Here is a 20,295-nt window from a genome sequence, read left to right on the forward strand (position 1 = left end):
TCGGCGGGACTGTTCTCGTCGGTCACGGGGTCTCCTCGGCTTCGGTCGGGAAAGGGATGCGGGGTGGGCAGGTGCTCATGCGTCGCTCCGCGGGGTCTGCGCGCTCGTCTCCACGGCGGTCTCGAGCTCGTCGAGGCGTCGGGCGAGGGCGACCAGTGCCGCGTCGTCGGTGGGCGGCGGTCCCGCCAGCAGGCTCTGCAGCGTGCCGCGCGGGATCCGCAGCCGGTCGGCGGCGGCGTCCGCCACCTCGTCCGCACTCGCGTGCACGGCCAGTCCCAGCCGCCGCGCCAACCGCCGACGGGTGCCCTCTCGGAGCGCCTCGGCCGCGTGCGGGGCGTCGGCCGCCCTCGCCGTCAGACGGGCGCGTCCGTGCATCGTCTCCGAGGCGCGCACGGTGACCGGCAGGGTCTCGGCGACGAGCGGACCGAATCGTCGGCCCCGGGCCACGGCCACGGCCAGGCCCGCGGTGAGCAGCAGCAGGATCGCCGGGGTGACCCAGTCCGGGGTGAGCGTGCCGAGCGTATCGGGGGTCGCGCCCTGGATGTCGGTGTCCTCGTAGGACGGCACGTACCAGACCACGCGCGCGGTCTGTCCGAGCAGGGCGAGACCGAGCGCGGCGTTGCCATCCTCGGCGAGGGTCGCATTGCTGAAGAGCTTGACGCCCTCGACGACGGCTCGGTGTCCGTTACGGTCGTCCACGAGCACGGCGGCCGCATCGCCGTCGGCGAAGCAGCCGGTAACACCGTCGGCGGGGGAGAAGAGTCGATCGGGACGGATGTCGCCGACCTCGGCGAACGCGGGCACGGCGCACGCGGCCGGCCGGGGGGCCGCCGAGCCGGAGGCGTTCTCGCCGATCGCCAGCTCGGAGAGGAGGTGCGTGCCGGTGGAGAGGAAGACCACACGGTCGGCCGGGGCGAGCAGATCCGCCAGAGCCTCGTCGGAGAGCGTGTAGGGGTTGGTCAGGGCGAGCGTGCTGTCCTCGTCGAGGGCGGCCGCGGCTGCCGCCCGGGAGCGGACGACCTCGACCTCGACGCCCTGATCCCGGAGGAGCTCGGCGAGCGCCAGGGCGCCGGTGTCGGACCGGCTCTCCGGGTCGAGCGCGCCCCGCGCACCGGGACCGGTCGCGGCGAGCTGCGAAGCCGCGAGGGCCACGGCGATCACGAGCACCGCGACGAGGACCCATCCCCACAGGGACGCGGTGCGACGCTTCGGCCGCTCCGCTGTGGTGTCGACGGCCTCGTCGGGAGGGGCGGTCGTCGTCATGCCGGCACCGCCTCTGGGCGGTGGGCGCGGAGCCGCTCGTCGGTCGCGGCGAGGTGGCGGTAGTCGTCTGCGGCGGCGGGATGACGCAGGTACCGCACATCGTCGAAGGACGCGGCGGCGCGGCGCAGGGACTCGGCCTCCTCCGCGAACACCGCGCTCGCGGACCGGGCGATCGACTGCGCGGTCGCGCCGGGTGCCGGATCGATGAGATCGCGCTCGAGCAGGCTACGGGCGATCGCCCGATAGCGCAGCACGACAGCCGTGTCCCAGTCGTTCTGCCGTGCGCTGCGCTCGGCATCGGCGCGGAGCTGCGCGGCGCTGCGATCGTCGGCGGAGCCGAGCAGGTCGCCCTGGGGGCGGCGGATCGCTCGCGGCCGTCGGGGGCGTCCCCAGACGAGCAGAGCGGTGACCAGGGCCGCGGCGATGAGCACCGTGACGACGATGAGCGCGGTGGGGCCGACGTTCGCGCCGTTGTCCCCGCTGAAGAGGTCGCCGAGGAAGCGCATCACGTCGCGCGCGAACAGATCGAACCAGGTGGGCTTCGCGTCCGCGTACCGCGGGTTGGACAGCTCCTCCTCGGCCCAGCGTCGTGCCTCCTCCCCGTCCGGGACGAAGACGTCGTCGAAGCGCCGCATCATGGCTGCGGGGGGCTGCCCGGAGCCGTCCATCCGCCTCCCGCATCGGCATCGGCGGGGGGCGAGGCCGGGGGCGCCGGCGCGGGTGGGGGCGGCGGGGCGAAGGAGGGAGGCGCCGTCTGCGCACCCGGCGCCGGATACCCGGGAGCCCCGTAGCCGGGGGCGCCGTATCCGGGGGCGCCGTATCCGGGGGCGCCGTATCCGGGAGCCCCGTATCCGGGGGCGCCGTATCCGGGGGCGCCGTATCCGGGCGCGCCGTACCCGGGGGCGCCGTACGCCTGCGTCATCATGACGTGCTCCGGCACCTGACGCGGCGGGGGAGCGCTGGTGACGGCCCGCGAGGGATCGACCGCGAACGGATCGCCGAGCTGTTCCTCGGGGACGCCGAGGTCGCGGCGCTCGACATGGGAGAGGAGGGCCTGGTCGAGACCCTCGTAGCGCATCCGGCAGTCGAGGTAGACGAGCACGCCGCCGGTGCTCTGCACGACGATGGCGATCGCCTGCAGGATCAGCAGGAGAACCTGCGGGGCGAGGAGGGCGAAGACGTACCCGACCACCGCGCTCGGCTCACTGGCGCCGGTGGGCGCGATGACGGTGCCGAGGAACGAGGAGAGCATGGCGGTCGGGAAGCTGACCACCTGCATCGCCAGGCCCATGATCAGGCTGATGAGGAAGGTCACGCCGAATGCGACCCAGAAGCGGCCGCGGGTCAGGCGCCAGGACCGCACGAACGCCTCGCGGAACCGGGCGCGCTCCAGCACGAGGATCGACGGGACGAGCAGCAGCTTGGTCGACAGCCACACCGTGAGCGGGATCGCGGCCAGGCCCAGGAGGACCACGACGAGCACGACGATGCCGATCATCTCCGGGGTGCCGCCGAGGCCGCCGGCGATGAGCGCGCCGATGACGCCCGCGACGATGGCGAGGCCGCCGAAGAGGGCGAGCACCGAGAGGGAGGCGAATCCCGCGAGCCGCCAGAACGCCGGGGCCATCCGGCGCCACAGCATGCGCAGCGTGGCCTTGACGCCGACCGTGGCGTAGCCGACCTCGGCGGCCACGACGCCCTGCATGATCGCGGTGAACGCGATGGACGCGAGCCCGACGAGGAGTCCGGCGAGGAGGTTGATGGCGATCGTGCCGGCGAACACGGCCTCGAAGTCGGGGGAGGAGGGGGAGACCGTCTCCAACCGGGAGAACGTCGTGAACAGGACGACGCCCATCACCCCGGCCGTGGCGATGACCACGATGAGCTGGATGACGACGGCGAACCCGAACAGGACCTTGGGGTTGTGCCGCAGCGCCGCGAAGGCCTTGCCCAGCAGCATGCCGAAGGTCAGCGGGTGAAGGGGGATGATGCCCTTCCGGGGAGCTGGGGTCCACGTCTGGCCGCTCACGGGCCTCCCTCCGTCGTGCGCTCCCATCGTGTCATATCCTCGCGCTGAGGCGCAGACCTGCGGAGGGCGGGACTCGGTGCCATAAGGTAACAGTTATGACCTCACGCATCCTTGTGGTCGACGACGACACCGCGCTCGCCGAGATGATCGGCATCGTGCTGCGCACGGAGGGATTCGAGCCGGTGTTCTGCGCGGACGGCGCGCGCGCCGTCGATGAGTGGCGCGCGCAGCGTCCCGACCTGGTGCTCCTCGACCTGATGCTCCCCGGTATGGACGGCATCGAGATCTGCACGCGGATCCGCGCCGAGTCGGGGGTGCCGATCATCATGCTGACGGCACGCAGCGACACGGCCGACGTGGTGCGCGGTCTCGAGGTCGGCGCCGACGACTACATGGTCAAGCCGTTCAATCCCAAGGAGCTCGTGGCCCGCATCCGCACCCGGCTGCGGCCGACACCGCAGGCCTCCAGTGAGCAGCTGCGGATCGGCGACCTCACCGTCGACGTGGACGCGCACGAGGTGCGCCGCGGGACGACGCCGATCGCCCTCACGCCGCTGGAGTTCCAGCTCCTCGTGGCCCTCGCCTCCAAGCCGCAGCAGGTGTTCTCCCGAGAGATGCTCCTCGAACAGGTCTGGGGCTACCACTACAAGGCCGACACCCGGCTCGTGAACGTGCACGTGCAGCGCCTGCGGGCGAAGGTCGAGCTCGACCCGGACAACCCCAAGATCGTCATGACGGTCCGCGGCGTGGGCTACCGCGCCGGCAGCGTCACCTAGAGACCCCATGGCCGCGACGACAGCGACCACGGCCGTCGCCGTCCTCCGCGACTGGCGCGGCTGGCCGGACGTGCTGGCGGCGCTGTGGCGACGGTCGCTGCGATTCCGCACGCTCGCGATCACCCTGGTCGCCACGTCGTTGGCGATCTTCATCACCTGCGTCACGATGGCTCTCGTCATCCAGAACGACCTCTTCGTGTCGCGGAAGAACGTCGCGCTGGAGGATGCCCGCCGGGCGGTGGACCAGGCGCAGTCGCTCCTGGACGTGGCGGAGGTGGGCGACGACCCCGCGGCACTGACCGATCTGTGGAACGGCATCCCGGATACCCTCTCGCGCACGTCGAGTGCCGACCAGCTCGCCGGCTTCAAGATCCAGGACGGTTCAGGGACGGTCCGGCTTAACGGCTTCACCGCCGGGCTCACGCCGGATCTGCTGAGCCCCGAGCTGCAGGCCCGGGTCCGCGAGTTCGACGACCGGCAGGCCTGGCAGTCCGTCGCCCTGCCCACCGAGGATGGCGGCGTCGTGCCGGGCATCGTCGTGGGGCAGCAGCTCCAGGTGCCGCAGGCCGGATCCTTCGAGATCTACTTCGCCTACGACCTCGCCGACGCCGACCAGACCCTCGTCTTCGTGCAGAGGACCCTGTGGATCGCCGGCATCGGGCTGGTCGCCATCGTCGCGGCCATCTCCTGGATCGTGCTGCGGACCGTGTCCACCCCGATCGTCCAGGCGGCGGAGACGAGCGCGCGGCTCGCGGCAGGCGATCTCGGCGTGCGGCTGGAGGTGCACGGCGAGGACGAGCTCGCGACCCTCGGCCGCTCCTTCAACGCGATGGCCGACAGCATCGAGGCGCAGATCAAGGAGCTCGGCGAGCTGTCCATGGTGCAGCAGCGCTTCGTGTCCGACGTCTCGCACGAGCTCAGGACCCCGCTGACGACGATCCGCCTCGCCGCCGACATGCTCAACGACCAGCGTGACGAGTTCGACCCCACGACCGCACGCACCGCCGAGCTCCTGCACGCACAGGTGCAGCGGTTCGACACGCTGCTGGCCGACCTGCTGGAGATCAGTCGCTACGACGCGGGGTCCGTGCAGCTCGAGCTGGAGGCCACGAGTCTCGCGCAGCTCGCGGAGGACGTGATCGAGCAGATGCGGCCGCTCGCGGAAGGGCACGGCACGGAGATCCGTCTCGTGGCACCCGGCGGCTACTCGCCGGTCGACATGGACCCGCGCCGCGTGCGGCGGGTGCTGCGCAACCTCATCGGCAACGCGATCGAGCACGGCGAGGGACGCCCGGTCGTCGTCACGGTGGACAGCAACCAGCACGCGGTGGCGGCCGGCGTCCGCGACTTCGGGCTGGGCATGGACCCCGGAGACGCGGAGCGGGTGTTCGACAGATTCTGGCGCGCGGACCCGTCGCGACAGCGCACCATCGGCGGCACCGGGCTCGGGCTGTCGATCGCCCTCGGCGACGCCACCCTCCACGGCGGGACCCTGGCGGTCTGGTCCGAGCTCGGCGTCGGCTCCCACTTCGTCCTCACCGTCCCCCGCCACGACCGGGTGCTCGACGGACCCAGTCCGATCCCGGTGGAGCCGCAGGAGCCCCTCGCCGAGCTCGGTGATGCCACGCAGCCGATCTCCATCGCCGAGACGTACTCTGATCTCCTCGACGGGAAGGACCAGTCATGAGCACGCGCGCGTCACGTCGCCTCCTCCGCGCCGCTGCCGTGGCGGTCGTGGCCCTGCTGCTGCCGGCCTGTGCGGGGCTGCCGACGAGCGGAGACGTGGCGGTCGGCCTCGAGCTCGGGGAGTCGCCCGACGACGTCGACGTCCTCCCCGTCGCCTCCGGACCGATCGCGGGCGCGGGGCCGGAGGAGATCGTGGAGGGCTTCCTCGAGGCGGGCATCACGACCTCGGACAACTGGGCCACGGCGCGCGAGTTCCTGGCGCCGTCGCTGCAGCGGAGCTGGCGCCCGTCGGCGGGCGTCTCCATCGACGCCGGAGCGGAGGCGCGGACCCTGACCTCGAACGTCGCCGACGACCAAGTCGAGGACGCCGACGAGGCCGAGGTGCAGGTACTGCTCGAGCTGGTCGCGAGCGTGGACGACTCCGGGGCGTACAGCGGTGCCCCCGGCGATTCGAGCATCCCGTTCGCCCTGGCCCGGGGCGAGGACGGCGAGTGGCGCATCACCCAGGCGCCGGACGGCGTCGTGATCGACGAGGCGCGGTTCCCCAACGTCTTCGAGGGGTACTCGCTGCAGTGGTTCGATGCAGGCTGGTCGCGGCTGGTCCCGGACATACGGTGGTTTCCCCGCCGTCAGAGCCCGGCGACCACGGTGACCCAGGCGCTCGTCGCCGGAACCCCGGCGGAGTGGCTCGATCCGGCGGTCCAGACGGCCTTCCCCGCCGACGTGCAGCTGGCGCAGGACGCGGTGCTGATCACGGCGCAGGTCGCCGAGGTGTCGCTGACGCGTCCCGCGGCTGGTCTCGACCGGACGACCCTGGCGCGCATGCGCACCCAGCTGCAGGCCACGTTGAGGGCCGCCGGCGTGAACGTCACCCAGGTGCGCTTCAGCGTCGACGGGAGGGCTCTCGACGCGGGGGTCGTCGAGCTCGCCGACTCCACGCCGGAACCGGGGACGCTGGTGCTGAAGGACGGCGTGTTCGGGCGCATCGTCGGCGACGAGATCGCGTCGATCCCCGCGATCAGCCCGCAGATCCAGTCCGTGTCGCAGCCGATCGAGGCGATCGACGTCGCCGCGGACGATGCGAGTGCCGCGCTCCAGCTCGACGACGGCCATGTGTACCTCGTGGGCAAGAGCTCGCGCGACGAGCTGGATGCTCGTCCGGGCCTGGTGCAGCCGTCCCTCGACCCCTACGGCTACGTGTGGTCGGTCCCCGCCGGCGCGCCGCAGGCCGTGCAGGCCGTCGGTCCGGACGTGGTCGCCCACAAGGTCGCCGGTGGCTGGCCGAGCGCCTCCTCCATCTCCGACCTGCGGGTGGCGGCGGACGGCGCCCGCGTGGCGGCGGTGATCGTGGTCGGCGGCCAGCGCTGGCTGGCGGTCGCGTCGGTGGTGCGGGACGGGTCCGGTGTGCCGACGGACCTCGGCGAGATGCGCCCGCTGCTCCAGCTCACCGAGGCGTCGACGGGACTCGCCTGGCTGGGTCCGGATCGCCTGGCCGTCCTGACCGATTCGTCCACCCCGCGGCTCCTGGTGCAGCCGGTCGGCGGTCCGGGGTCGGCGGAGACCGCACCCAGCGACGCCGCGTCGGTCGCCGGCGCCCGCACTCCCGCGGGCGTGCGCATCCTCGATGCCGATGGTCAGCTGTTCGCTCACGCCGGCTCGGCGTGGCGCGAGGTCGCGGAGGGCGTCGCGATCCTCGCCACCCGCGCCGGGGAGTGACCGCTCCTGCACAGCGGCGGATGACGTCCGTCCGCCCCCACCTCGTCCCCTTCGTGGCCCGCGCGGCGGCTCCGGGCGACAGGATGCCCGCATGGGGATCACGACACGGACGCACGGGCTCCTCGCCGAGATCGGCGCCCTGCTGCTCGCCGCGCGGTGCGCCGGGTGCGAGCGTCCGGGGACGCTGCTCTGCGACGACTGCCGGAACGCGCTCGATCCGTCGCCGCGCGAGGTGCGCACGCCGGCGGGCCTGCGGGTCCGAGCCGCGCTCGCTCTGGAGGGTCCCGCAGCGTCCTGCATCCGGCGGATGAAGGGGGAGGGCGAGACGCTCCTGGCCCGGCCGCTCGGCGCCGCGCTCGCCGCTGTCCTGACGCCCGTCCTCGTCCCCGGGGTCTGGGTGATCCCGGTGCCGACCTCGCGCGCCGCGTTCCGTCGTCGGGGCACCCGCGTTCCGGAGCTCCTCGTCCGGCGCGCCGGAGCCGATCCGCAGCGCGTCCTGACCCTCACGCGCCGGGTGCGCGACCAGCGCGAGCTGGCTGCCCCGGACCGCGCCGCGAACGTCCGCGGGGCGATGATCTCGCGGCGCCGGGGATCCGGGGCCCCGGCGGTGGTCGTGGACGACGTGGTCACGACGGGAGCCACGCTCGACGAGGCGGTCCGGGCGCTCGTCGCCGCCGGGTTCGTGGTCGTCGGGGCCGTCGCGCTCGCCGCCACGCCGAAGTCGCCGGAATCCGGATGAGGTTCATCGAAGACTCACCGGAGACACAGGGTCGAGGGCCGTGACATCCGCCGCGCGTCGGACTACGGTGGGGTGTCACAAGGCGACCACGGTCCGCCCTTGGCCGGGTGGACCGGGACAAGGAGGCAGCAATGGAAACGAGCATCGTGGGCGTCGGAGTGGGCATCACCGATCGCTTCCGCACCGTCGTCGAAGAGAAGATCGCCAAGATCCAGACACTCGCCGCCAAGGCGCAACGTCTGGACGTGAAGGTCACGCACCGGGTCTACCGCAACGGGCGCATCCCGGACGAGACGGTCGAGCTGACGCTGGTCGGCAAGGGCCCCGTGGTCCGTGCCGAGGCCGTCGACGGCGACAAGTTCGTGGCTCTCGACCTCGCGATCGACAAGATGACGGAGCAGCTGCGCCGCGCGAAGGAGAAGCGCGTCGACGGACGACAGCATCCGCGCGGCCCGCACTTCGAGAAGGGCAGCGGATCGCTCGAGGGCATCGACGTGCAGCCGGCCTCCGCCGAGGTGCTGCACGCCGTCGCGACCGGCAGCATCCCGGTGCAGAGCGAGGAGGAGGAGGACTACTCGCCCGTCGTCATCCGCACGAAGAGCTTCGAGGCGGAGTGGATGACGGTGGAGGAGGCCGTCGACCGGATGGAGCTCGTCGGGCACGACTTCTTCCTCTTCGTCGATGCGCGCACCGACCACCCGAGCGTGGTCTACCGCCGCAAGGGCTGGGACTACGGTGTCATCGCCCTGAGCACGCAGGCTCCGCCCGCCGAGGCGCTCGCCTCCTGATCCGACCGAGAACGGCCCGATCCCCGCGGGGGTCGGGCCGTTCTCGTGCGAAGACCGGACGGCGTCAGTCGAAGATGCCGTCGAGGATGCTGCCGATGACGAGCCCGCCGAGGATGCCGGAGGCGAGGTCGCCGCCGCCCATCCCGCCGCCGCGACGAGGACCGCCGCCCCAGCCGCCGCCCCAGTCCTGATCCTGCGGGCGGGACGAGTCGATGTCGCGCTGCGCGAGCTGGAGGGCTTCCGCGGCGAGGTGCGCGACCCGGCGGGCCTGGGCGAGCGCCGCCTCGCGGGTCTCTTCGGCAGGAAGCAGGGCCGGGAGATCGACGCGGAGTCGTTCCGCCTCGGCGAGACGGGTGCGCGCATCGGCGCCGATCCATCCGCGATGCCCGGCGATGAGCCCGCGGGCCACGCCCAGCTGGCGGTCGGCGTCGTCGATCGCGTGCTGGACCTGCGCGATGCTCGGCAGCGGATTCTCGGCGCGATGCCGGGCCGTGGCGATCGCGTCGTCGAGGCCGGCGTTGGCTTCGCGCAGACGCGAGAGCTCGGCGAACGGGTCGTTGGGCTGGCCCGAGGGGGTGAGGGCGGCCAGGGCCGCCTGCAGCCGGGCGACGGCCTCCGCCACGGCGGGCGTGGAGGGAGCGGTCCGGGCGGCGATGAGGTCGTTACGGGAGTCGGCGATGACCTCGGCCAGGGTCGACTCGGCGCGCAGGGCCTCGATCTCGAAGTCCTCCACCGCGTCGAGCAGGGCAGCGGCGCGACGCGTCGCCTCGGTGGCCGTCTCCAGCGCGAGGTTCGCCTCCTCGTTCTGCTTCGCGGCGCGGCGACGCTCCGAGATGTCGGCGCTGTGGGTCGCGAAACGGATCAGCTGCTCCGCCTCGGCCGCGCTGGCCGTGATCTGATGCATGGCGGAGTCGGAGTAGCGGGCGGACAGCCGGGACACCGTCTCGTCCGTCTGCGGGATGCGGGCGCTCAGCGCCTCGGCGTCCGCGCGGACCTGGGCGATGATCTCGGGCGCGCGCCGCACCTTCGCGACGGACTCCGCGAGCACGGTGGTCTTCTCGTCGAGGAGGTCCTGGGCCCAGTCGCAGAGCTGCAGGATGCGCGCGTTCCGCGTGCGCAGCTCCTCGTCGGTGTCCGGGATCTCGTCATGGTTGAGCTGGTGGAGCTGGAAGGCCTCGCGCAGGTGCGTGCGCACCGACAGCAGCGCGGCCTTGAGGTCGGCGGTCAGGGACTCGCCGAGCTCGGCCTCCGCGAAGACGAGCTCATCGGAGGTGGTGCGGATGCGCTCGTCGGCGGCGACGAGTGCCTGTTCCGCACGCCGGGCGAGGTCCGCGTCCTGTGCGGCGAGTTCTTCCTGTTCGCGTTTGCGTCTGCCCCAAAATCCAGCCATGTGCCGATCCTAGTTTCCCGGGCGCGTGCGCGGGCTGAGCATCCGCTCCAGGCGAACGGCGGGCATCGCGGCCTGGTGCGTCAGACGGGGAGGGTGACGGGATCGCTGCCGGCGACGGGGGAGGGCGCCGCCTTCGCGGGGCGTCCTCGCTTGGGGCGTTCGGTGGTCAGCTCCAGGGCCATCTCGGGATGGGGGTGTTGCGCGAGTCGGGCCTCCGCCTGGTCGAGCCACCGGAGTTCGGCCTCCGCGGCGCAGACGAGCGAGTCGAGGACGAGGGACCACGCGAGATCCTCGGGGCTGCCGGCGGCGAGGCCGGGGGAGGGCGTGCGCCGCAGGTCCTCGAGCCGCTGCCGCGAGGCGTCCCGCTGGCTGCGGAGGATGGCGGCGGCATCGACTCCGGGCAGCGTGGCCGCGACGGCGAGCTTCACGGCGAGCTCCTCGCGCGTCGCGGGAGCGCGGAGCACGGGGGTGGTGAGCCAGCGTGCCGCCTCGGCCGAGCCCGCGGGCGTGATGCGCCAGTACACGTGACCGTGGTCGTCGGCCTCCCCGCGCTGGACCAGCCCATCCCGCTCGAGCCGCTCCAGGGTGTTGTAGATCTGGCCGACGTTGAGCGGCCAGGTCGATCCGGTCCGGCGGTCGAACTCGTGGCGGAGCTGGTAGCCGTAGCAGGGGCCCTGGTCGAGGATGGCGAGCAGGCTCTGGCGTACGGACATGACCGGTCTCCCGAGGATGGCGGATGGAAAGCAGTGCCGAGTATATGCATACCCGGCAATTTCCCGGACGCGGCGCGGCGGACCCATGCAGGCGACGTGGAGGTCACAGGCCGGTAACATGGCAAAGTATGCCTGGCGCTCGCCTCACGGCGGCCGGCGAATGACCCAATGACAGGGAGATGACATCCGTGGCGAATCCTCTTGAGAAGCTGCTGCGCGCAGGTGAGGGGCGGATCATCCGCCGTCTGAACCAGGTGGTGAAGGCGGTGAACGCCCTCGAGGAGGACATCTCCCAGCTCACGGACGACGAGCTGCGCAACGAGACCGCCGAGCTGCGCGCCCGCTACGAGAAGGGTGAGACGCTCGACCAGCTCATGCCCGAGGCCTTCGCCGCGGTGCGCGAGGCCGCAAAGCGGACGCTCGGCATGCGCGCCTACGACGTGCAGATCATGGGTGGTGCCGCCCTCCACCTCGGGAACATCGCCGAGATGAAGACCGGTGAGGGCAAGACCCTCGTCGCCACCTTCCCCGCCTATCTGAACGCCATCGCGGGCAAGGGCGTGCACGTCATCACCGTGAACGACTTCCTCGCGAGCTACCAGGCGGAGCTCATGGGCCGCGTCTACCGCGCCCTCGGCATGACGACGGGCATCATCGTCTCCGGCCAGACACCCGCCGTGCGCCGCGAGCAGTACGCGGCCGACATCACCTACGGCACGAACAACGAGTTCGGCTTCGACTACCTCCGCGACAACATGGCCTGGCGCAAGGAGGACCTCGTCCAGCGCGAGCACTTCTTCGCGATCGTCGACGAGGTGGACTCCATCCTCATCGACGAGGCCCGCACGCCGCTCATCATCTCCGGACCGTCGTCCGGCGAGGCGAACCGCTGGTTCGCGGAGTTCGCCAAGATCGCGCGCACGCTCGTCGCCGGCGAGGACTACGAGGTCGACGAGAAGAAGCGCACCGTCGGCGTCCTGGAGCCGGGCATCGAGAAGGTCGAGGACTACCTCGGCATCGACAACCTCTACGAGTCCGCCAACACGCCGCTCATCTCGTTCCTGAACAACTCGATCAAGGCGCTCGCGCTGTTCAAGAAGGACACCGACTACGTCGTCATGAACGACGAGGTCATGATCGTCGACGAGCACACCGGACGCATCCTCGTCGGACGCCGCTACAACGAGGGCATCCACCAGGCGATCGAGGCGAAGGAGGGGGTGCCGGTCAAGGCCGAGAACCAGACCCTCGCCACCGTCACTCTGCAGAATTACTTCCGCCTCTACGACAAGCTCGCCGGCATGACCGGTACGGCCGAGACCGAGGCCGCCGAGTTCATGTCGACGTACAAGCTCGGCGTCATCCCGATTCCCACCAACAAGCCGATGATCCGCAAGGACCAGCCGGACCTGGTGTACAAGAACGAGGCGGCGAAGTTCGCGCAGGTCGTGGAGGACATCGCCGAGCGCCACGCGAGCGGGCAGCCGGTGCTGGTCGGCACCACCAGCGTCGAGAAGAGCGAGTACCTGTCGCGCCTGCTCGCCAAGAAGGGCGTTAAGCACGAGGTCCTGAACGCGAAGAACCACGCCCGTGAGGCGGAGATCGTCGCCCGCGCCGGCCGCCTCGGCGCCGTCACGGTCGCGACGAACATGGCCGGCCGAGGCACCGACATCATGCTCGGCGGAAACGCCGAGTTCCTCGCGGTGCAGGAGCTGAAGGCGAAGGGACTCGACCCGGTGGAGACGCCGGAGGAGTACGAGGTCGCCTGGGACGAGACCTACGAGACCATGAAGAAGGTCGTCGAGGAAGAGGCCGAGAAGGTCATCGAGGCCGGTGGCCTCTACGTGCTCGGCACCGAGCGCCACGAGTCGCGCCGCATCGACAACCAGCTGCGCGGTCGGTCCGGTCGTCAGGGCGACCCCGGCGAGAGCCGCTTCTACCTGAGCCTCACCGATGACCTCATGCGGTTGTTCCAGTCCGGCGCCGCCGAGGCGATCCTCGCCCGCACGAACTTCCCCGACGACGTGCCGATCGAGTCGGGTCTCGTGTCCCGGGCGATCCGCAGCGCCCAGTCGCAGGTCGAGGCCCGCAACGCCGAGATGCGCAAGAACGTCCTCAAGTACGACGACGTCCTCAACCGTCAGCGCGAGGCGATCTACGCCGACCGCCGCCACATCCTCCAGGGCGACGACATCGCCGATCGGGTGCAGCACTTCATCGAGGACGCGATCAGCGGCGTCGTGAAGGACCACACCGGCGAGGGCCACAACGAGAGCTGGGACTTCGACGCCCTGTGGACCGAGCTGAAGACGCTGTACCCGGTGAGCGTCACGATCGACGAGGTCGTGTCGGAGGCCGCAGGACGCAAGGGCGGCATCACCGCCGAGGGCCTGACGCGTGAGCTGCTGTCGGACGCGAAGATCGCCTACGAGAAGCGCGAGGAGTCGCTGGGCGAGGCCGCGACCCGGGAGCTCGAGCGTCGCGTCGTCCTGCAGGTGCTCGACCGCCGCTGGCGCGACCACCTGTACGAGATGGACTACCTCAAGGACGGCATCGGCCTCCGGGCGATGGCGCAGCGCGATCCGCTCATCGAGTACCAGCGCGAGGGCTACGCGATGTTCCAGTCGATGATGGGCCAGATCAAGGAGGAGTCGGTCGGCTACCTCTACAACCTCGAGGTCGAGGTCCGTCGCGCCGGCGACGCCGAGACGGCGGAGGTCGAGGCCAAGGGGCTCGCCACCGACGGCGGAGAGCAGCGCCTGGAGTACTCGGCGGCGAACGACGCCGGCGAGGTCGAGGTCCGCAATGACCGCGGGCAGGTCCAGCAGGCCGCGACCGACCGGATGCGCCAGGCCGCGGCCCGGGCGCAGGCTCCGCAGCAGGCCGAGCCGGAGGAGGCCCCGCGCGGCGCCTTCGGCCAGCGCACGGAGCCGGCCGCCCCGGCGGCGGGCAACCGCGAGCAGCGGCGCGCGCAGAGCAAGAAGAAGAAGTAGCCTTCGGGTGACGAGGAGGGCCAGTCCGTGCGGATTGGCCCTCCTGTCGTCCCTGTAGGCTTGATCGATGACACCATCGCGCACCTTCGACCAGTCGTCGAAGCTCAAGAACGTCCTGTACGAGATCCGCGGAAACGCCCTCGTCGAGGCGGCGCGATTGGAAGCAGAGGGCCACCGGATCCTCAAGCTCAACACCGGCAACCCCGCGATCTTCGGCTTCGACGCCCCGCACCAGATCGTGCACGACATGCTCGCGGCGCTCCCCACGGCCCACGGCTACAGCGACAGCAAGGGCATCATCTCCGCCCGGCGTGCCGTCGTGAGCCGGTACGAGGAGATCGACGGGTTCCCCCGATTCGATCCCGACGACGTGTACCTCGGCAACGGCGTCTCCGAGCTGATCACCATGACCATGCAGGCGCTGCTGGACGAGGGGGACGAGGTCCTCATCCCCGCTCCCGACTACCCGCTCTGGACGGCCATGACGAGCCTCGCGGGCGGCACGCCCGTGCACTACCTCTGCGACGAGGAGCAGGGCTGGCAGCCCGACCTCGAGGACATCCGGTCCAAGATCACGCCGCGGACCAAGGCGCTCGTGATCATCAACCCGAACAACCCCACCGGCGTGGTCTACTCTCGGCAGGTGCTGGAGGGCCTCGTGCAGATCGCGCGCGAGCACCAGCTGCTCATCCTCTCCGACGAGATCTACGACCGCATCCTGTTCGACGACGCCGTGCACATCCCGACGGCGACCCTGGCCCCCGACCTGCTCTGCCTCACGTTCAACGGGCTCTCCAAGACGTACCGCGTGGCCGGCTACCGGTCCGGCTGGATGGTCGTCACGGGACCGCAGGACCACGCCAAGGGCTTCATCGAGGGCATCACGCTGTTGGCCTCGACCCGGCTCTGCCCGAACGTCCCGGCGCAGCACGCGGTGCAGGCGGCGCTGTCCGGCGTGCAGTCGATCGACGCCCTGATCGCCCCGACAGGGCGGCTCCACGAGCAGCGCGACATCGCCTGGGAGGGGCTGGAGGCCATTCCCGGCGTGTCCTGCGTGAAGCCCCAGGGTGCGCTCTACGCCTTCCCGCGACTGGACCCGAACGTGCACGAGATCCGCGACGACGCCAAGCTCGTCTACGACCTGCTGGTATCCGAGCACATCCTGCTCGTGCAGGGGACGGGCTTCAACTGGCCGACGCCGGATCACCTGCGCCTCGTGACCCTGCCAGAGCCGCGAGTGCTGAGCGAAGCCGTCGAGCGCCTCGGGAACTTCCTGTCGAGCTACCGGCAGTAGCCTCCGCGGGCACGGACGCATCGAGGTCGGCCGCCAGCCGGCGCACGGCGGCGACCATCGTCGAGCGCGGGGCGACGTCGGAGATCGGCCGGGCGTGGAGCAGCGCCGCATCGACGGCACGACGGTCGTAGGGCAGGAAGGCGATGTCGGTGAGGCCGGCGAACCTCTCCAGCGTGCGACGGATCTGACTCCGGGCGTCGAGGCCGAGGGGTCCCGGTCGAACCTGATTGACGACCACCGTCATCGGCGTCCGCCCCACGAGGCGGCGGACCTCGGCGTGGTCGCGGAGGAAACGGCTGATCCCCACCGGGTCGGCGGGAGCCACCGCCACGACCCGGTCCGCTGCGCCCAGTGCCGCGGTGGTCGCGGCGTGCCGACGGGGGCCGACGACATCGTGGGTGGCTTCGTCGTCGGCGTCGATCGCCGCGGAGACGTCGACGATCGTCTCGTCCCGCCAGGTGCGGCAGGCCTCGAGGGCCGCCCGCAGCCGCGCATCCGACAGCTCCGGCCAGCGGCTCGGACGGTTGAGCCCGGCGAGCACGTCGACCTCGGTGCCGCCGGCGAGCAGCCGGTCCGAGAGCCAGGAGAGCTCCGCGGGATCCAGCGCCCGGGTCCCCGCGCGGCGGCAGGCTCCGGCGAGCCCCGGGGCGTCGTCGTCCATGCCCAGGAGCAGGGCGAGCGAGGGAGCCACGGTGTCCGCATCGGCCAGGACCGTCCGCCGACCGCGACGGGCGAGCTCGACGGCGAGCTGGATCGCGACCGTCGACCGTCCGGGCGCCCCGTGCGGGCCCCAGACCGTCGTGATGCGCGACGGGGAGACCGGCAGCCGCGGGGCGTCGAGCGCATCCGCGGACAGCGCCGCGGCGATCTCCCAGCCCGCCGCATCGAGGCGCAGTGGTGGGGCGAGCCCGAGCCGGGCCACCGCTCGGCTCTCCGGGTCGCCGAGCGTGAGGATGCGGACGCCCGCGCGGTCGCAGGCCGCCCGCAGCTCGGCCGTCAGCGTCTCCCTGGTCGCGGATACCACCACCGCCTCCACGTCCGGCTGCAGGCGCGCGATGAGGGCCGCGGGCGCGGCGGACGGCAGGGCTATCCCCGTGATGCCCTCCCACTCCAGCTCCGCCACGAGCGCATCCACGCGGGGCGCGGCCACAGCCAGGAGGACGACGCTCATGATCCGGACCCGACGGGGATCACGGAGAGCGCCGCCCCGCCGGTGACCGCGCCCAGCACGGCGGCGACGTCGCTGCGGTCGATCACGATCTCGACCTCCGCCGCCCCGTCGGCGAGGAGCCCGTCCGGTTCGAGGACGGTGCGGACGGCGACGTCCCCGACGAGGATGCGCGGCTCGTCGTAGGAGCGGCCGTCGTCGCGCAGCGGCGCCTGCCAGACCTCGACCTCCGTGCCGGTCGCCACATCCTCCGGGAGGGCGACGCTGCTCTCGACGACGACTGTGGTCGTGCGGCTGCTCTCCGCTCCGGCCGTCGCCGTCCGCGGCAGGAGCTCGCCCTTCGTCAGGGTGCGGGCCGCGATCCGCCCCGCGGCGAGCTGCTCCGGCCGGAGGTAGTCGTCGGAGACCGCCCCGAGCGCCACGTCGACGGTCTGGAAGTCGGAGGCACGGAGGACCTCGCCGCGGACGATCGTGCGCCGGGCCTGGAGCACGGGACTCGCCTGGTCCGCAGCGGTGACGATGGACCAGACGCCGGCGACCGAGGCGAGCACGAGGACGATGCCGACCGCGAAGCGGAGGTCGCCCCGGAGGCGGCGACGAGGGGAGCGGAAGAGCGGGGCCATGGCGACATCGTCACAGAAACGCCGTCCGGGGCGACCGAGTTATCCACAAGGTCCCGCCGATCTCCGACACCGTGCCGGACGGCCGCCCAGAATGAGGGCATGACACCCCCGCACCCGCAGACCCCCCGTTTCCTCGCGCCCGCCCAGGTCGCCGAGCTGCTGAGCATCGACGTCGACGAGGTGATCGCCCTCGTGCACGCCGGGCATCTGCGCGGCGCCCCGCTCGGGGCACCCGCCCGGTGGCGCATCGAGGAGCCGAGCATCGAGGAGTATCTCGCCGCGCAGACGGAGGAGGCGCGGCGCATGGCGCTGTGGCGGCAGTCGCAGGCGGCCAGCTTCCCGGAGCTCTGGGGTCGTTCGGTCACGCCCTTCGCGTGAGCGTTCAGATCGACGCGGTGCCGAGGACGCGCACCGCGGAGAGCGCGGCGTACGGCACCATCCGGAAGCCGTGCACCGCATCCGCGCGGCGGGCAGCGCCGCTGTCGTGCTCGGCGAGATCCAGGTGATCGACGGCGGCACGGTCGATGGTGCCGTGCAGGTCGTCCCCGACCAGCAGCCGGAGCTGCACGGGGAGGCGACGCCGGGCGAGGTCGCGGAGCACGAAGCCCAACGTCATCCGCTCGCGCAGCGTCGGCGGGCCGGGGCTCTCCGGGGCGAGGCTCGCCAGCATCGCCCCGTGGTCGACCGTGAGCCCGCGCACCGCCGCCACCGGGACCAGCAGGACGGCGCTCTGCAGCCGTGCGCCCTGCGGCACCCGGGGGAGCGCGGCCACCCAGTCCACCCCCAGCGACCGCAGCCCCACGGGCACCCGGGCGCCGTCGGCGAGGTGGAGGATCGCCTCGGCCTGCGCCGCGCACAGGTGCCGCAGACGCGAGCGGAGATCGAGCCGGGCGATGCGGAGGCGCTCGGACTCGGCGTCGCGAGCGGCGCGTTCCGCCTCCCATTCCGCGGCGAGCTGCCCTTCCAGGTCGTCGAAGAGGGATTCCCAGTGCATCCGACCGAGCGTACGGCCGCGCGCCGCCGCACCCGAGTTATCCACATCGGCACCGTCGCGTACGGGTTGTCCACAGACCTTCTCCGTCGTCCCCGCCGGCGGTCCACGCCGTGGTCTACTGACGTCTCGCCGACGCCTTCGAGGGGAGAATCCGATGATGCTGGCCGAGTTCTTCGGACCACAGCCCACCCCCGCCGATCAGCTTCCCGACCCCGCGCTCCTGGTCCGGAGCCTCACACGGGGCGCGCTCGAGGCGCTCGCCGGGGTCCGCGAGGTGGATCAGCTGGCGCGGTGGTTCAGCGAGGAGGCGTACCGCAGCCTCGTCACCCGTGCGAACCTCGCCGCTCGCGCCCGCAGCGCACGCGGGGTGCCGCCGGCCCGGCCGACCTTCGTCATCCGCACCGTGCGGGTGACCCATCCGCGCGACGGCATCGTCGAGGCGGTCGTCGTGGTGGCGGGGCCGGGGCGCACGCGCGCGGTGGCCCTCCGGCTGGAAGGGCTCGACCACCGGTGGCGCGCGACGTCGCTCGCCATCCTCTGAGGTGCGGGACTCTAGGCTGGGGAGGTGTCAACCCTCAGTGATCTCGCCCAGGCCCAGGGCCTTCTGACCGACGACGACGTGGAGTGGCTGCATCGGCTCGCCGGTGACGGACAGCTCCTCGCCGACCTCGCCTCCGCCGACATCGTCCTGTGGATCCAGACCGAGGACGGCTCCTTCATCGCCGTCGCGCACGCGCGGCCCAGTGGCGCGGCGACGCTGTTCTACCGCGACATCGTCGGCGAGCGCGTGCGGCCCCAGTGGCGGACGCAGGTGCAGGGCGCCTTCGAGTCCGCGGAGATCGTGGACTCGTCCTCGCCGGACTGGTTCGAGGAGACGCCGACGCGGGTGCGTGCGGTGCCGATCGTGATCGAGCGTCGCGGAGAGGACAAGGCTCCCCGCGTGATCGGCGTGGTGACGCGGCACACGAACCTCGGCGAGGTCCGCACCCCTTCCCGTCAGCAGATCACCTTCGACGAGTGTGCCAACGACCTGTTCCGGATGATCGCCGACGGGAGCTTCCCCGACCCGGCCGCGCCGACGTCGCCTCGACGCGGGGCGCCCCGCGCGTCGGACGGCCTGATCCGCATCGACGTCGACGGCATCACCACGTTCGCGAGCCCGAACGCGCTCTCCGCGTTCAACCGGATGGGATTCGACGACGAGCTGGAGGGGGAGTCCCTGGCCGAGGTGACCACCCGGCTCGTGCCGCCGTCCCGTCAGGTCGACGAGTCCCTGCCCGTCGTGGTGACGGGGCGCGCTCCCTGGCGCACCGACATCGAGGCGCGGGGGGTGACCGTCTCGCTGCGGGCGATCCCGCTGAAGGATCACGGCACGCGCATCGGAGCGATCGTGCTGTGCCGCGACGTCTCGGAGCTGCGTCACCAGGAGCAGGAGCTCATCACCAAGGACGCGACGATCCGCGAGATCCACCACCGGGTCAAGAACAACCTGCAGACGGTCGCCTCGCTGCTGCGGATCCAGGCGCGGCGTACGCACTCCGACGAGGCGCGCGACGCCCTCACCCAGGCCATGCGCCGTGTGGACGCCATCGCCGTCGTGCACGACACGCTCGCGCAGGGCCTCACGCAGAAGGTCGACTTCGACGAGGTCTTCCACCGGGTCCTCAAGCTCGTCGCCGAGGTCGCCTCGGCGCCGAACACCCGGGCGCGCACGCAGTCCACGGGGCGTTTCGGTGTGCTCCCCAGCGAGTACGCCACCCCGCTGGCGCTGGCGCTGACGGAGGTCGTGACGAACGCCGTCGAGCACGGTCTCGCCGGACAGGAGGGCGTCGTCACGATCGATGCGAAGCGCACGGAGGACAACCTCCGGGTGACGGTGCGCGACACCGGTCACGGGCTTCCCGAGGGTCGGGTGGGGCAGGGTCTGGGGACGCAGATCATCCGCACCCTCATCCAGGGCGAGCTCGGCGGCACCATCGACTGGCAGGGGAGCGAGGGCGAGGGCACCGAGGTGGTCATCGACATCCCGCTGCGCTGGCTGGAGCGCTGAGCCCGCCCGTGTACGCAGAAGCGGGGTGAGGACGGGTGTTCGGGAGCGTCTCTTGAGCTCCGGGGGAAAGGAT

At 71.8% G+C, this 20,295-nt stretch carries 18 protein-coding genes; 10 read left to right on the top strand and 8 right to left on the bottom strand.

Translation table 11 applies throughout. The features are described from left to right. Positions 1-75 precede the first annotated feature (75 nt). From ACFU8V_RS08270 to ACFU8V_RS08280, 3 genes are read right to left on the bottom strand one after another with little or no spacing between them, the layout of a single operon-like run. The gene (locus ACFU8V_RS08270) at positions 76-1,263 is read right to left on the bottom strand and encodes a DUF4350 domain-containing protein (RefSeq protein ID WP_378870375.1); all 1,188 of its coding nucleotides are present in this window, start codon (positions 1,261-1,263) and stop codon (positions 76-78) included. After that, positions 1,260-1,901 carry a DUF4129 domain-containing protein gene (locus ACFU8V_RS08275; protein ID WP_378870378.1) on the bottom strand — a complete coding sequence of 214 codons (642 nt, stop codon included), beginning with the start codon at positions 1,899-1,901 and terminating at the stop codon, positions 1,260-1,262. The genes ACFU8V_RS08270 and ACFU8V_RS08275 overlap by 4 nt, the downstream gene beginning before the upstream one ends. Further along, the gene (locus ACFU8V_RS08280) at positions 1,898-3,292 is read right to left on the bottom strand and encodes a glycerophosphoryl diester phosphodiesterase membrane domain-containing protein (protein WP_378870381.1); all 1,395 of its coding nucleotides are present in this window, start codon (positions 3,290-3,292) and stop codon (positions 1,898-1,900) included. Before ACFU8V_RS08280 ends, ACFU8V_RS08275 begins: the two co-directional genes overlap by 4 nt. A 95-nt stretch (positions 3,293-3,387) precedes the next feature. Here ACFU8V_RS08280 and mtrA point away from each other — a divergent pair, with 95 nt between their 5' ends. From mtrA to hpf, 5 genes are all read left to right on the top strand, one after another. After that, the gene (mtrA, locus tag ACFU8V_RS08285) at positions 3,388-4,068 is read left to right on the top strand and encodes an MtrAB system response regulator MtrA (RefSeq protein WP_025103044.1); all 681 of its coding nucleotides are present in this window, start codon (positions 3,388-3,390) and stop codon (positions 4,066-4,068) included. 7 nt (positions 4,069-4,075) lie between these two features. Continuing rightward, positions 4,076-5,755, top strand: coding sequence for an MtrAB system histidine kinase MtrB (gene mtrB / locus ACFU8V_RS08290; protein ID WP_025103045.1), 1,680 nt, complete (start codon positions 4,076-4,078; stop codon positions 5,753-5,755). After that, positions 5,752-7,470, top strand: a complete 1,719-nt coding sequence (locus tag ACFU8V_RS08295; protein WP_378870387.1) for an LpqB family beta-propeller domain-containing protein — start codon at positions 5,752-5,754, stop codon at positions 7,468-7,470. The genes mtrB and ACFU8V_RS08295 overlap by 4 nt, the downstream gene beginning before the upstream one ends. A gap of 91 nt (positions 7,471-7,561) precedes the next feature. After that, on the top strand, positions 7,562-8,209 hold the full coding sequence (locus ACFU8V_RS08300; RefSeq protein ID WP_378870390.1) for a ComF family protein: 648 nt from the start codon (positions 7,562-7,564) through the stop codon (positions 8,207-8,209). A 131-nt stretch (positions 8,210-8,340) separates the two neighbouring features. Then, complete coding sequence (hpf, locus tag ACFU8V_RS08305) at positions 8,341-8,997, top strand: ribosome hibernation-promoting factor, HPF/YfiA family (RefSeq protein WP_025103048.1); 657 nt, start codon at positions 8,341-8,343, stop codon at positions 8,995-8,997. Positions 8,998-9,061: 64 nt separating this feature from the next. Here hpf and ACFU8V_RS08310 read toward each other — a convergent pair whose 3' ends face one another. Together ACFU8V_RS08310 and ACFU8V_RS08315 are read right to left on the bottom strand one after the other, a co-directional pair. Continuing rightward, the gene (locus tag ACFU8V_RS08310) at positions 9,062-10,387 is read right to left on the bottom strand and encodes a hypothetical protein (RefSeq protein WP_338565793.1); all 1,326 of its coding nucleotides are present in this window, start codon (positions 10,385-10,387) and stop codon (positions 9,062-9,064) included. Between the two features lie 80 nt (positions 10,388-10,467). Then, a complete protein-coding gene (locus tag ACFU8V_RS08315) occupies positions 10,468-11,100 on the bottom strand; it encodes a PadR family transcriptional regulator (protein WP_378870395.1) in 633 nt (210 codons plus the stop codon). A gap of 188 nt (positions 11,101-11,288) precedes the next feature. On the opposite strand from ACFU8V_RS08315, the gene secA reads away from it, so the two are divergent. Both secA and ACFU8V_RS08325 read left to right on the top strand, forming a co-directional pair. After that, a complete protein-coding gene (gene secA / locus ACFU8V_RS08320) occupies positions 11,289-14,093 on the top strand; it encodes a preprotein translocase subunit SecA (protein WP_025103051.1) in 2,805 nt (934 codons plus the stop codon). Positions 14,094-14,160: 67 nt separating this feature from the next. Then, positions 14,161-15,387: a pyridoxal phosphate-dependent aminotransferase gene (locus ACFU8V_RS08325; protein ID WP_062635128.1), complete on the top strand. Its 1,227-nt coding sequence runs from the start codon at positions 14,161-14,163 to the stop codon at positions 15,385-15,387. Here ACFU8V_RS08325 and ACFU8V_RS08330 read toward each other — a convergent pair. Together ACFU8V_RS08330 and ACFU8V_RS08335 are read right to left on the bottom strand one after the other, a co-directional pair. Then, positions 15,278-16,558, bottom strand: coding sequence for a CpaE family protein (locus tag ACFU8V_RS08330; protein WP_378870400.1), 1,281 nt, complete (start codon positions 16,556-16,558; stop codon positions 15,278-15,280). The genes ACFU8V_RS08325 and ACFU8V_RS08330 overlap by 110 nt on opposite strands. After that, positions 16,555-17,178 (bottom strand): SAF domain-containing protein, encoded by a 624-nt coding sequence (locus ACFU8V_RS08335; protein WP_338565799.1) that lies wholly within the window; start codon positions 17,176-17,178, stop codon positions 16,555-16,557. The genes ACFU8V_RS08330 and ACFU8V_RS08335 overlap by 4 nt, the downstream gene beginning before the upstream one ends. Positions 17,179-17,277: 99 nt before the next feature. On the opposite strand from ACFU8V_RS08335, the gene ACFU8V_RS08340 reads away from it, so the two are divergent. Beyond that, positions 17,278-17,556, top strand: a complete 279-nt coding sequence (locus tag ACFU8V_RS08340; protein WP_025103055.1) for a helix-turn-helix domain-containing protein — start codon at positions 17,278-17,280, stop codon at positions 17,554-17,556. A 4-nt stretch (positions 17,557-17,560) separates the two neighbouring features. On the opposite strand, the gene ACFU8V_RS08345 is transcribed toward ACFU8V_RS08340, so the two are convergent. Further along, a complete protein-coding gene (locus ACFU8V_RS08345; protein ID WP_378870404.1) occupies positions 17,561-18,172 on the bottom strand; it encodes a hypothetical protein in 612 nt (203 codons plus the stop codon). Positions 18,173-18,326: 154 nt separating this feature from the next. On the opposite strand from ACFU8V_RS08345, the gene ACFU8V_RS08350 reads away from it, so the two are divergent. Both ACFU8V_RS08350 and ACFU8V_RS08355 read left to right on the top strand, forming a co-directional pair. Then, positions 18,327-18,713 (top strand): Rv3235 family protein, encoded by a 387-nt coding sequence (locus ACFU8V_RS08350; protein ID WP_102208315.1) that lies wholly within the window; start codon positions 18,327-18,329, stop codon positions 18,711-18,713. Positions 18,714-18,737: 24 nt separating this feature from the next. Beyond that, the gene (locus ACFU8V_RS08355) at positions 18,738-20,222 is read left to right on the top strand and encodes a sensor histidine kinase (RefSeq protein ID WP_025103058.1); all 1,485 of its coding nucleotides are present in this window, start codon (positions 18,738-18,740) and stop codon (positions 20,220-20,222) included. Positions 20,223-20,295: the final 73 nt, after the last annotated feature.

The organism is Microbacterium sp. NPDC057658, assembly GCF_042799975.1.
GTDB lineage: Bacteria > Actinomycetota > Actinomycetes > Actinomycetales > Microbacteriaceae > Microbacterium.